Source organism: Proteus sp. G2300 (genome assembly GCF_009915965.1).
Lineage (GTDB): Bacteria > Pseudomonadota > Gammaproteobacteria > Enterobacterales > Enterobacteriaceae > Proteus > Proteus vulgaris.
On record NZ_JAABNK010000007.1, the window covers coordinates 56,570 to 70,274 of the forward strand.

Genomic DNA, 13,705 nt, shown 5'->3' on the forward strand with positions numbered 1-13,705 from the left:
ATTCCTTATTTTTTATGGCGAATACGCGGATCCACAATGCCATAAAGAACATCAACCAACAGATTGACAAAGATAATCATCGTTGCAATTAAAAGCACACCACCTTGAACAACGGGGTAGTCTCGTCGTTGTAAGGCATCAATTAGCCAGCGACCTAAACCTGGCCATGAGAAAATAGTCTCCGTTAAAATAGCACCAGCTAACATCGTACCGACTTGTAATCCAATAACAGTAACAACAGGCAACATCGCGTTACGCAATGCATGAATAAGAATGACACGAGCACGACTTAAACCTTTTGCTCTTGCCGTTCGAATATAATCTTCACCTAATACTTCAAGCATGGATGAGCGAGTCATACGCACAATAACCGCTAAAGGAATGGTTCCTAATACAATGGCAGGTAAAATAATATGATGGACTGCATCAATGAAATCGCCTTCTTCTCCCCAAATAAAAGTATCAATGAGCATAAAGCCAGTTAATGGATTGCTATCATCTAAAAAGACACTATCAGCAAGTCGCCCTGATACGGGCGTTAAATCTAATTTCACAGACACCAGCATAATAAGCATAATTCCCCACCAGAAAATTGGCATGGAATAGCCTGCTAGTGACACACTAATAGCGGTATGATCAAAAATAGAACCGCGTTTAACCGCCGCTAGAACCCCCACAGGGATGCCGACAGCAATTGCAAAAATCATGGCACAAACGCCAAGTTCTAGTGTCGCTTTAAAACGAGGTAAAAATTCATCCCAAACAGGGATACGGCTTTTTAATGAAATGCCCAAATCACCATGGAAAATTCCATTAAGGTAATTGAGATATTGTTGCCATAAAGGTTTATCTAACCCTAATTCTGCCATTAAATAAGCATGGCGCTCTGGAGATAATCCACGCTCACCCGCCATAATCATGACCGGATCACCCGGAATAAGATGCACGAAAATAAACGTAAGTAATGTAATTCCGATAAACGTAGGGATCACAAGTCCCAAACGTTGAAGGATAAATTGCAGCATATCCTATATTCTCTTTTCAAACATCAGCTAAAAGACAGCGCTGATAAATCAGGGGAAAGTCCCCTGCGCCCACAGTGTACTGAATGTATTCTTTATTATGGAATAGCGGTGCCTTTCTCAAAGAAAGACACCGTACTAAAGTAAGGTATTACTGTTATTTCAGAGAGACATTCTCGAAGTGATGTTTGCCTAATGGATCAACCACATAGTTCTCCACTTTTTTACTCACTGGTTCATAAACAGTTGAGTGAGCAATGATCAATGCTGGGGCTTGATCATGCATAACAACTTGAGCTTGCTTATAGAGTTCAACTCGTTTGTCGTGATCAGCGGTGATCCGCGCTGGCTGGATCAGATCTTCAAAAGGTTTGTAACACCATTTTGAATAGTTCGACCCTTGTTCTTTTGCCGCACAGCTAAAGAGTGTAGCAAAAAAGTTATCTGGATCCCCATTATCACCTGTCCATCCCATCATAACAGCTTGATGTTCACCGGATTTAGCACGTTTGAGATACTCACCCCACTCATAACTCACAATCTTGGTTTTAACACCAATTTTTTCCCAATCCGCCTGTACCATTTCAGCCATACGACGTGCATTTGGATTATAAGGGCGTTGTACTGGCATTGCCCATAAATCGATGGTAAAGCCATCTGCCAAACCAGCTTCTTTTAACAGTGCTTTCGCTTTTTCAGGGTTATATTCATAATCAACGATCTCATCGTTATAACCCCACATAGTTGGTGGTATAAGGTTTTTGGCTTTTTGACCAGCTCCTTGATAAACAGCCTCAATAATGGCGTCTTTATTCACTGCCATGCTTAACGCTTGACGAACTTTTTGGTTATCCAGTGGCTTTTTCTCAACATTAAATGAGATATAACCTACGTTTAAGCCTGGCTGTTCTAACAGATTGATATCGCTATTTTGTTTCATCTTCGCGATATCGGCAGGATTAGGATAAGGCATTGCCTGACATTCACCTTTTTGCAATTTAGCGTAACGCACAGAAGCATCAGGTGTAATAGAGAAGACTAAACGATCAATATCTGGTTTTTTACCCCAATATTGGTCATTGGCTTTATAAAGAATACGAGAATCTTTTTGGTATTGCAGTAATTGGAAAGCACCTGTTCCGATAGGATCTAAGTCGACTTTTTCAGGTGTTCCTGCTTTCATCATATTATCGGCATATTCCGCAGATAATATAGATGCAAAGTCCATCGCCATATCAGCAATAAAAGGCGCTTCTGAACGTGTTAAAACGAAACGAACGGTATGATCATCAACTTTCTCGATTTTCTCGATCATATTGTTCATATCCATGCCAGTAAAGTATTCATAACTGCCACCTGACACTTTATGGTAAGGATGTTTTGGATCCATTTGACGCATAAAAGTATACATTACGTCATCGGCATTAAATTCACGAGTTGGCTTAAAGGTTTTACTACTGTGCCAATTTACACCTTTACGTAAATGGAAGGTATATACCTTACCATCATCACTCACATCCCAACTTTCAGCGAGCCCTGGAATGATTTCCGTTGTACCCAGTTTAAATTCGACTAAGCGGTCATAAATAGGCACTGAACTTGCGTCATAAGTCGTTCCCGAGGTAAATAACTGAGGGTTAAATCCTTCAGGCGAACCTTCGGAGCAATATACTAATGTTTTTGCCTGCACTCCCGCAGAAACAGCTAATGCAAGTAGCCCGATTGTGGCGGTTAAAATTCCTGTCTGTTTTTTGGAGCTTTTCATCATTACTCTCCGACATTGTTCTGTTGTGTTTTGGTTTCCTGTTTAAAAACGGAATACCTTTTTATTTTGTCATTGTTCAATTAACCAACTGTATCCCCTTACGTCAATAAGGGTCTACGCAGTAAAAAGAACCCGTTATAAACACAAATGAAACAAATATCGAACAAACTCAGAATAAAAAAATAAGTCTCTGGCTAATATATAGTCAATAAAACTACGTATTAAGAAATCCTTAAGTGAAATGACTGTTTTAAAAAAAGCGGTAATTTGTGATTAACCGCTTAAATATTGAACGAATATTTTGAAATGAAACAAAGAATTTGGTGCTTTATTCTGTTATAGAAGAAAAATCACCGTACGATTAGAGGGGCCTGACTTTGATACAAATAAAATCATTAGAGTAAAACAACCAAAATACCGAACTTAACAAATCACTAAACTAAACAGGACCATTAAATTCAGTGTGTTATTAATAGTTTTGATCCTTTAATAGTAGAAAATTCATATTTTTTGAGGATTATCAGAAGTTCCATTGCCCATAAAAAGAGAATTGAGCTGATGATCTAGGCTTCTCATTAAGAATAAATAAAAGTATTCCTCCAATAAGCCTAATAACTGAACGACTTTATCATCGTTGCCAAATCAAAAGCACAATTCATCAAATAATTATCTTTATTATGGAAAATATTTCCACGAATTTCTGTTTTTGAGCTTAATAAAAAAACGGAGTACCCGACGCGATATAAAATAAGCCAAAGAGGATGCCAATATGGCGAAAAAAGAAAGGCGAAGATCTGATACATCGAAATGTATCAACCTAATTTCTAGGGACTAGAACGACAAAACCCCGCTTTAAAAGCGGGGTTTCTTAATATGGTCGGCGAGAGAGGATTCGAACCTCCGACCCACTGGTCCCAAACCAGTTGCGCTACCAGGCTGCGCTACTCGCCGAAAACGAGGTGCATCTTACTGCCAGAAACCCACTGCGTCAATACTTTTTTAGTATCTCCTGACTGTTCGTATGGTTTTCAACCAAAACGATTGATTTTTAACTTTTTATCATAAAAACGATGTGTATTTTAAAGTTATTGTAACAAGCCTATTTCCCTTTCTTCGCTTTACTATGGTTTTCTTTACTCTATAGAGACAAAATGAAAAAAAATAACAAATTTATTCTCAATTATTATCGTCTAATTAATGTACTTTTTATATAATTGCCTTACGTCAAATAAGGTAGGTAGTTTAGAGAATGAAACAATGTTGGTGGGGTGTTGTATTACTTTTATTGTCGACTGCACTTCCAGCTCAAGCATCCACGACTCATGCTTGTCGAGTGTACTTTAAAGAGGCTGATAAATTTATTCAGTACATCTCTCAAAGAGAAGATCTGAAGCACAATATGCCGGAGATTAAAGGAAATTTTGAGCAAAGCAAAAAACGGATAATGGCAGCATCTCTGACAGAACAAAAAGCAATATGTGAAAAGGAAATGCAAGAGCTCAATAGCTTAAATAAAATGTTTGGTCCTAAAGAAGAAACCGTACTAAATAAATAATAAAGTAAACAAATAATGACTAAATATAATTACTTATTTAGTATTTAGTCATTAATTTGATATTAATTCTTGTTTTCATGATTATTATTTGCAGTGGTGCTTTCCAATCTTTTTATTCGTTCTTTAGGCGAATTATCACTTTTATCATCATCTTGAGTATAATAATCATAAGGTAATAATAAAGTATCTAATACTGCACTAAAAGGGAGATCAAGAATAACCAATGGTTTCATTGCCCATCCTGTTTCGTTGTCTTTTAACATTGTCATATTATTTTTTGTTCCCGAATAAAGTTCTTTATTCGGGCCTGCATGAGTCATTACACTTGAACACCCTGTCAGTAATGTCACCAATAATACGAGTAATGTTAAATTTTTACTTGTCGTTCTGAATGTCATAGGGCACCTATAAAACGAGATCTGTAGTCAACGCTTTTTATCATATAGTTAAACCTGTTTTCTCTTATAGAACAAGAGAAAGATAATATAAAACAGCTTAATTTTCTAATCACTAAATAAGTTTAGTAAAAAGACTCATTTTTTCTAATTAGAATAAACATAATAATATTATTAATTATTATGTTTCTCTGATATTAAAATTCAACCCTCATTATTTAAATAAATACTTTAACTCTATATTTGTCTTTTTTATTTTTTTGATCTCTATATATGTTAAATCTGTGCGATAAGACACAGCGGCTTTCATTGTTCTTTGCCAAAATAGGTTTATCGTTTTAGCTCAAATTTTCTCATTTCTATTTTTTTAGGTACAGGATCTTTTTTATGAGTGATATTGCACTAACAATGGTGATGTTGTCATTAGCAGGCGCTCTAGGTCTTTGGATTGGCAATATCAAAATCTATCGAGTCAGTTTAGGGATAGGCGGTGTTCTTTTTGGTGGGATTATTATTGGTCATTTTGCTCAGCACTATAATTTTTCGCTTAACGCACAAACACTTCATTTTATTCAAGAATTTGGGCTTATTCTTTTTGTTTACACGATTGGTATCCAAGTCGGTCCTGGCTTTTTCTCTTCACTACGCGTTTCAGGCTTAAAACTAAACGCATTTGCGATTTTAATTATTCTTCTCGGCTCAATAATAACAGCCTCTATTTATCGTTTGTTTGATGTTCCTTTGCCTATTATTTTGGGTATTTTTTCTGGTGCGGTCACTAATACCCCCTCTTTGGGCGCAGGGCAACAAATACTGACAGATTTGCAAGTTGACCCGACCTCTGTAGGACAAATGGGAATGGGTTATGCAATGGCTTACCCTATGGGGATTTGTGGCATTTTACTCGTTATGTGGCTTCTTCGTGTCTTCTTTAAAATCAATATTGATGAAGAAGCAAAAGCCTTTAGTAATCAACAAAATAGTACTAAAGATACACTACATACCATTAATATTGCTATTAAAAATCCCAATTTAGATGGCCTATTAATGCAAGACATTCCTTTACTCAATGAAGATGCCCTCGTCTGCTCACGTTTAAAACGAGGAGACAACATTATGGTACCTATGCCATCAACAATTATTCAATTAGGGGACTTACTGCATATTGTTGGTTCAAAAGAAGATCTCAATAAAGTACGTCTTATATTAGGGGAAGAGGTCGATGCGTCACTTTCAACGTCAACAAATTTACTGCAATCTGTGCGGATCGTTGTCACTAACGATTCAGTATTAAGCAAGCGTTTAAAAGATCTTGATCTTAAAAGAAAATACGATGTCGTAGTCACTCGATTAAATCGTGCAGGTATCGAACTTATACCAAGTCATAACAGTATGTTGCAGTTCGGGGATATTCTTAATGTTGTTGGTCGCCCCGAATCTATTGAAGCGATTACTGTCTTGTTAGGTAATGCTCGCCAAAAATTAGAACAAGTTCAAATGCTACCCGTTTTTATTGGTATTGGATTAGGGGTTTTACTTGGCTCTATTCCTATTTTTATTCCCGGTATTCCTGTGGCACTTAAATTGGGATTAGCTGGTGGTCCGCTTGTTGTTGCCTTAATTTTAGGGCGTATTGGGACATTTGGTAAGCTCTATTGGTTTATGCCCCCAAGCGCAAACTTAGCATTGAGAGAATTGGGCATTGTCATGTTTCTTGCTGTGGTAGGACTAAACTCTGGCGGTGAATTTGTCGAAACCTTAATTTATGGTCAAGGACTGAGTTGGATTGGCTATGGTATTCTTATTACGCTATTACCGTTATTGATTGTAGGTGTCATCGCCAGAGTCTTCTTTAAACTTAATTATTTAAGTCTTTGTGGTATGTTAGCAGGCTCAATGACTGATCCTCCTGCATTGGCCTTTGCAAACTCAATTCACAGCTCAAGTGGGGCTGCGGCTCTTTCTTATGCCACCGTTTATCCTTTAGCGATGTTTTTACGCATAATAACACCACAATTAATGGCACTTATAATCTGGACTTTGTAGCAAAAATAATAAATATATTAATCAGTTGAACTAAATATGTTACTAAAATCCACATTTTGCTTAGCAGAGGGATAATTAAGGCTATGAATGGCTCTTATTTAAGCCATAGATTTTATAAATGTCTGTTTTAATAGTTCTCGTGCTAAGAAATTTAGATTGAGACGGATTGCTAACGTTTTAGTAATCAATTTCTTTCCGTCAAACTTATGCTCAAAAGTCCTCGTTATTGTCTTTGCCCCTTCTTCTCGCTGAAGGGGCATTTTTATTAGATATTCACTGGCTGATAGATGTTCTCGATTTCTTCAGCCAGAATTTTTATTCCTTTCTCTATCAATTCAGGCTCAGGCACGTAATTCATACGCATACATTGATGAGCATGCTCCCATGAATCCTCTAACCCCGGGAAAAAGTAATGCCCAGGCACCATTAACACACCACGTTTTTTCAAACGACGATAAAGCTCTTCACAAGAAACAGGCAAATCTTTAAACCAAAGCCACAAAAAGATAGCACCTTCAGGTTTATGAATGAGACAACGATCCTCAGGTAGATAACGACGGATAATATCAATCGTTTCCAGTACACGCTGATGATAGAAAGGCCCAATTACCTCTTGAGATAATCGCATTAAATCATCACGTTTTAGCATTTCTAATGCCATTGCAGGACCAATGCCACCAGGTGCAAGACTAATAATGCCATTCACATTTGTGATAGCCGAAATTAGCTCTTCATTAGCAATGATAATGCCACAACGTGTGCCAGGTAAGCCTAACTTAGACAAGCTCATACAAAGAATAGTGTTGTCATTCCAACGAGGTGTGGCTTGGGTAAAAATAATACCCGGAAAAGGAACGCCATAAGCATTATCTATAATCAGAGGAATATTATGTCGCTTGGATAAAGCCTCTAGCTTCTCCACTTCGTCATCAGTAATAACATTCCCCGTTGGATTTGTTGGCCTTGAAACACAAATAGCCGCAATATCATCTCTGATCTCAAGATGAGCGAAATCAACATGGTATTTGAATTGGCCATTAGGTAACATTTCTATAGTTGGCTTATTTGCAACAAACAGATCTTCTTCTAATCCTGAATCTGCGTAACCAATATATTCAGGGGCAATTGGAAAAAGAATTTTACGTTTTTTCCCCTCTTTGGTTGTGCCACCTAATAAATTGAACAAATAGAAAAAAGCACTTTGACTACCATTGGTTAATGCAATATTTTTTGCTGATATATTCCAACCCAGTTTCTCTTTTAAACATGCCGCCAACGCTTGTAACGTCGCATCTTTGCCTTGCGGGCCATCATAGTTACAAACGGCATCACTTAACGTGCCATTTTCTGTCATCTCTTTAAGTAACTGGCGAAAATAGTTATCCATTTCAGGAATATGAGCTGGATTTCCTCCCCCTAACATCACAGCACCGGGTGTACGGATCCCTTCATTTAAATCTTGCATCAAGCGAGCAATGCCTGAATGCTGAGCAAACTTTTGCCCAAATTGTGATAGTTGAGTCATCTTTGCAGGTATCTTCTATGTTGCTTTCTCGTTAAGAAATACCATACCGCGAGCTTTAATCTGCATCAATAGTTATAATAGAAATGATAAAATAGGAATATTAATACAGATTTAAATATTGAAATATAAAACCAATAACTTCTTAAGTTAAAGATAACTCAACCCACATTTTACTTTTTATTGGTGTTTTCACTCTCTTCTTGACGACAAAAACAAGAGAGAATATGGTCATTTACCATACCTACGGCTTGCATAAAAGCGTAACAAGTGGTTGTACCAACAAATTTAAAACCTTTTTTCTTTAACGTTTTTGCCATCTTATCTGAGATTTCAGTGGATGCAGGTACTTGAGATATATCATCCCACTGATTAACAATTGGTTTATTATCAACAAATTGCCAAATAAACTGACTAAAATCTTCACCTTGTTCTTCCATTGTCATAAAAATACGCGCGTTATTAATAATGGCGTTAATTTTTCCTCGATGGCGAATAATCGCGGGATCTTGTAATAGCGCGTCAACATCGTTCTCAGTCATTTTGGCAATTTTTTCAGGTGAAAAGCCCAAAAAACAGTGGCGATAACCTGCTCTTTTTTTGAGTACAGTATACCAAGACAACCCAGCTTGTTGACCTTCAAGGCAAATCATTTCAAAAAGCTTGTATTTATCTCGTTCAGGTTTCCCCCACTCATCGTCATGATATGCTAAATAATCAGGATCATGGGTTACCCAGTCGCAACGCTGTTTGCTCATTCTCTCATTCCTTGTTATCAATAACTTTCAATAGCACCACTTATATACTGTATAAATATACATGTAAATAGATGAAAAAAAATTCAATCTATTTCTTTGAGCATAGTCATAAAGTCAATTAGAGGATTATTTTTTTGATCGAGGGAAAATTGCCCGCATTCCTTGCTGTATATCTTTCGTCTAGAAGGTATACTGAAACCTTTCTTTTTATTCTATGTATCGCCATGCGGATATAACATGCAAAAGTTTGATACCAAAACCTTTCAAGGTCTTATCCTGACACTACAGGATTACTGGGCTCGCCAGGGCTGTACCATTGTCCAACCATTAGATATGGAAGTGGGTGCAGGTACATCACACCCAATGACTTGTTTACGAGCATTAGGGCCAGAACCTATTGCGGCGGCTTATGTACAACCTTCACGTCGCCCAACTGACGGACGCTACGGTGAAAACCCTAACCGTTTACAGCACTATTACCAATTCCAAGTTATCATTAAGCCATCACCTGATAACATTCAAGAACTGTATCTTGGCTCATTAAGAGAGTTAGGTTTAGACCCAACAATCCATGATATTCGTTTTGTGGAAGATAACTGGGAAAACCCAACATTAGGTGCTTGGGGCTTAGGCTGGGAAGTTTGGCTCAACGGCATGGAAGTGACGCAATTTACCTACTTCCAACAAGTGGGTGGATTAGAGTGTAAACCGGTTACGGGCGAAATTACTTACGGCTTAGAGCGTCTTGCCATGTATATTCAAGGCGTAGACAGCGTCTATGATTTAGTTTGGTGTGATGGCCCATTGGGTAAAACCACTTACGGCGATATCTATCATCAAAATGAAGTTGAGCAATCAACCTATAACTTTGAATATGCTGATGTCGACTTCTTATTCTCTTGCTTTGAACAATATGAAAAAGAAGCTCGCGAGTTGTTAGAGTTAGAAAAACCTCTGCCTTTACCTGCCTATGAACGTATCTTAAAAGCAGGACACACCTTTAATCTATTGGATGCACGTAAAGCGATTTCAGTGACAGAACGTCAACGTTATATTTTACGTATCCGTACTTTAACCAAAGCAGTTGCTGAAGCATATTATGCTTCTCGCGAAGCGCTTGGTTTCCCTATGTGTAAAAAGTAAGAGGCTATCATGACAACTGAGACTTTCCTCGTGGAAATCGGCACGGAAGAATTACCGCCGAAAGCGCTTCGTTCTTTAGCTGAATCTTTTGCTGCTAATTTTACTGCAGAGCTGGACAACGCCAATATCACTCATGGTGATGTATCTTGGTTTGCAGCACCTCGCCGTTTAGCCATTAAAGTCGCTAATATGGCGAAATCACAAGCAGATAGAACCATTGAAAAACGTGGTCCTGCAATTGCTCAAGCCTTTGACGCTGAAGGTAAACCAACCAAAGCAGCTGAAGGTTGGGCAAGAGGTAATGGCATTACTGTTGACCAAGCAGAACGCTTGTCAACAGATAAAGGCGAATGGTTATTTTATCGTGCAGAAGTAAAAGGTGAAGCAGTTAACCAATTGCTGATTGGCATGGTAAGCACTGCATTATCAAAATTACCAATTCCAAAATTAATGCGCTGGGGTGATAAAGATACTCACTTTGTACGTCCTGTTCATACTGTCACCTTATTATTAGGTGATACTGTTATTGATGGTGAAATTTTAGGTATCCAAAGCGATCGCGTTATTCGTGGTCACCGCTTTATGGGGGAAGCCGAATTTACGATTGATAATGCAGATCAGTATCCTGAAATTCTTTATGAGCGCGGAAAAGTTATCGCTGATTACGAAACTCGTAAATCCATTATTCTTCATGATGCTCGTCTTGCCGCTGAAAAACTGGGCGGTATCGCAGATTTAAGCGATAGCTTAGTGGAAGAAGTCACTTCATTGGTTGAATGGCCAGTTGTGTTAACAGCAAAATTTGAGGAAAAATTCCTTGCCGTTCCTGCTGAGGCACTGGTTTACACCATGAAAGGTGACCAAAAATACTTCCCTGTTTATGATAAACAAGGTGGATTATTACCTAACTTTATTTTCGTCACTAACATTGAATCATCTGATCCACAGCAGATCATTAGTGGTAACGAAAAAGTCGTACGTCCTCGCTTAGCTGATGCAGAGTTCTTCTTTAAAACTGACCGAAAACAACGTTTAGAAGATAACTTACCACGTCTTGAAACCGTATTATTCCAAAAAGACTTAGGTACACTGCGTGATAAAACCGACCGTATTCAAGCATTAGCTGGCTTTATTGCAGATAAAATGGGTGCTGATGTTAATAAAGCAACCCGTGCGGGTTTACTGTCAAAATGTGACTTAATGACCAATATGGTGTTCGAGTTCACGGATACCCAAGGTGTTATGGGTATGCATTATGCACGTCATGATGGTGAAGCCGAAGACGTTGCTGTTGCACTGAAAGAACAATATCAGCCTCGTTTTGCCGGTGATGAACTCCCTTCTAATCCTGTTGCTAGCGCCCTCGCTATCGCAGAGAAGATGGACACCCTTGCAGGTATTTTCGGCATCGGTCAACATCCAAAAGGGGATAAAGATCCGTTTGCTTTACGTCGTGCATCACTGGGTGTCTTACGCATTATCGTTGAGCAAGATTTACCGTTGGATATTGAAGAGCTGACGCAAGAAGCGGTTCGCCTTTACGGTGATAAACTGACGAACAAAAATGTCGTCAGTGATGTGGTTGAATTTATGTTAGGCCGTTTCCGTTCTTGGTATCAAGAATTGGGTTACAGCATTGATACTATTCAAGCTGTATTAGCTCGTCGCCCAACACAACCAGCTGACTTCAATGCTCGCGTTAAAGCGGTAACTTATTTCCGTACATTAGAAGAAGCCTCCGCATTAGCAGAAGCAAATAAGCGGGTTTCTAATATCTTAGCGAAATCTGCTAACGTAAAACTGAATGACACTGTTTTAGCTTCCGTCTTAAAAGCACCAGAAGAAGTTCAATTAGCGGCTAATCTTTCTGTATTACAAGATAAACTGGCACCATTATTTGCCGAGCGCAAATACCAAGAAGCATTAGTTGAACTGGCTTCATTACGTGATGTGGTCAATAACTTTTTTGATAAAGTTATGGTAATGGATGAAGACGAAGCGGTTCGTATCAACCGTTTAACCATGTTAAGCCAATTACGTGAACTGTTCTTAAAAGTCGCAGATATTTCTGTTTTACAATAAGTTGTACACCTCAAAAAACACAAACCGGCATTGCTTTCACAATGCCGGTTTTTTATTAAATGAGAAGATATCTTCTCAATATATTATGACACTTTACAACCCTGTCTCGACTGTAAATATCTGGCGATAACCATCAACATCGCGCATAAATGCAATATATTGGTCATCCGGAGAGAATACAACGGCATCACTACTTGGTGCTTGTGCTGTTTTTTCTGTTAATCGCGTTAGTTCACCCGTTTTTGCATTACATAACATCACGCTGTTATCGCAAATAAAAGTGAGATATTGTCCATTACTATTCCATGTAAAGGCTGACTGAATATCCCAATCCTGCGAGGTGATCTGTTTTATTTCTTTCGTACTTGGCGAAACGGTATATAACTGTACAACACCATTACCCTCTTTCATTAAGAAAGCAATCGCATCACCTTGAGGTGAACTTCTTAACCAATGACGAGGCTGATTTAAAACACCCGCATATTTTCTATTTGCTGTGTTTGTTAGACGGACTTGGTGAATACCTTTAGCAACAGCTGGCATTGTTGTGTCGGTTCCTGCCAGTGGTTTATCACCTTCAATGCTGAAAGCATGATTATCATCCGGTAAATCCACTAAGAAAATATCAGAAACTTTTTCGCCATCTTCACTCACCGTATCGCCAATAAAAGCGATCGCCCAACGCTGTTGTGAACCATCAACTTTAGTGTAGCCTTGTGTTCCAATCCAGCACTCTTCATAAGCTTTATTAATTTCGTCACTTCCCTTTTTCGGATGAGCAACAGTTTGACTTATCACAGTGCAAAAATATTCACCGTCATATTCACGCGGGTGTTTTTTAGCAACATTAACTGCTTTTAATGGTACCGCGACAGCGACATTACGTTGATCATATTCGCAACCCAGTTCATGCATAATATGGTCATTATAAGTAAAGCTTAAACGTGAACCATCAGGGCTAAATACATGAACATGCGTACCACCCCGTAATGCCCCTGCTTGATAAGGGGGAGTCAAAGAGCATGCATCGATATTAAAAGCACGATTTTGCTCTGATTCATTCACAATCACACCGCGACGGTGATGAAAATCATAATGCCATTCATCGTCTGGGTTTTCAGGGCCATGAATGAAGGCATAACGTACAGGCTCTATTGGACATACAGTAGCAACACCAACGTGTGCCCCTTGCATGGCTGTGTAAATTATCTGTTGCTGTTTTGTTTTCACATGAATTTTTTCTATGGTTAGACCTGTAAAAGATCCTCCATTGGGACGTACATCATAGACTAACCACTGGCTATCTGGCGTCCAAACATTTATATTAGTTAACTGATGATGACGGCGATCGAATGTAATCTGGTGTTCCTGAAAAGACATATTTATCCTTATCGGGAAATAAATTTCCACATTATAA

10 protein-coding genes and 1 tRNA gene are annotated in these 13,705 nt (G+C 38.4%); 4 read left to right on the top strand and 7 right to left on the bottom strand.

Going from position 1 to position 13,705, the window contains the following annotated elements:
- Positions 1–5 precede the first annotated feature (5 nt).
- The 3 genes from dppB to GWI97_RS05545 form a co-directional block, all read right to left on the bottom strand.
- Entirely contained in the window at positions 6–1,025 is a 1,020-nt protein-coding gene (dppB, locus tag GWI97_RS05535) for a dipeptide ABC transporter permease DppB (RefSeq protein WP_036933861.1), read from the bottom strand.
- Positions 1,026–1,179: 154 nt separating this feature from the next.
- The gene (gene dppA / locus GWI97_RS05540; RefSeq protein ID WP_036933859.1) at positions 1,180–2,787 is read right to left on the bottom strand and encodes a dipeptide ABC transporter periplasmic-binding protein DppA; all 1,608 of its coding nucleotides are present in this window, start codon (positions 2,785–2,787) and stop codon (positions 1,180–1,182) included.
- Positions 2,788–3,661: 874 nt separating this feature from the next.
- Positions 3,662–3,738, bottom strand: a tRNA-Pro gene (locus GWI97_RS05545).
- Positions 3,739–4,036: 298 nt separating this feature from the next.
- Here GWI97_RS05545 and GWI97_RS05550 point away from each other — a divergent pair.
- Positions 4,037–4,342, top strand: coding sequence for a DUF5339 family protein (locus GWI97_RS05550; protein WP_036933856.1), 306 nt, complete (start codon positions 4,037–4,039; stop codon positions 4,340–4,342).
- A 62-nt stretch (positions 4,343–4,404) separates the two neighbouring features.
- Here the strand turns inward: GWI97_RS05550 and GWI97_RS05555 are convergent, their stop codons facing one another.
- Complete coding sequence (locus tag GWI97_RS05555) at positions 4,405–4,740, bottom strand: YceK/YidQ family lipoprotein (protein ID WP_036933854.1); 336 nt, start codon at positions 4,738–4,740, stop codon at positions 4,405–4,407.
- A gap of 384 nt (positions 4,741–5,124) precedes the next feature.
- Here GWI97_RS05555 and GWI97_RS05560 point away from each other — a divergent pair, with 384 nt between their 5' ends.
- On the top strand, positions 5,125–6,783 hold the full coding sequence (locus GWI97_RS05560; protein ID WP_036933853.1) for a putative transporter: 1,659 nt from the start codon (positions 5,125–5,127) through the stop codon (positions 6,781–6,783).
- A 265-nt stretch (positions 6,784–7,048) separates the two neighbouring features.
- Here the strand turns inward: GWI97_RS05560 and GWI97_RS05565 are convergent, their stop codons facing one another.
- Positions 7,049–8,308, bottom strand: coding sequence for a valine--pyruvate transaminase (locus tag GWI97_RS05565; protein ID WP_036933851.1), 1,260 nt, complete (start codon positions 8,306–8,308; stop codon positions 7,049–7,051).
- Positions 8,309–8,478: 170 nt separating this feature from the next.
- Positions 8,479–9,063 (bottom strand): DNA-3-methyladenine glycosylase I, encoded by a 585-nt coding sequence (locus GWI97_RS05570; protein WP_036933849.1) that lies wholly within the window; start codon positions 9,061–9,063, stop codon positions 8,479–8,481.
- Positions 9,064–9,300: 237 nt separating this feature from the next.
- On the opposite strand from GWI97_RS05570, the gene glyQ reads away from it, so the two are divergent.
- Both glyQ and glyS read left to right on the top strand, forming a co-directional pair.
- Positions 9,301–10,206, top strand: coding sequence for a glycine--tRNA ligase subunit alpha (gene glyQ, locus GWI97_RS05575; RefSeq protein WP_004246832.1), 906 nt, complete (start codon positions 9,301–9,303; stop codon positions 10,204–10,206).
- A 9-nt stretch (positions 10,207–10,215) separates the two neighbouring features.
- Entirely contained in the window at positions 10,216–12,288 is a 2,073-nt protein-coding gene (glyS, locus tag GWI97_RS05580; RefSeq protein ID WP_087803699.1) for a glycine--tRNA ligase subunit beta, read from the top strand.
- 93 nt (positions 12,289–12,381) lie between these two features.
- Here glyS and GWI97_RS05585 read toward each other — a convergent pair whose 3' ends face one another.
- Positions 12,382–13,668, bottom strand: a complete 1,287-nt coding sequence (locus GWI97_RS05585; protein WP_036933846.1) for a DUF3748 domain-containing protein — start codon at positions 13,666–13,668, stop codon at positions 12,382–12,384.
- Positions 13,669–13,705 lie beyond the last annotated feature (37 nt).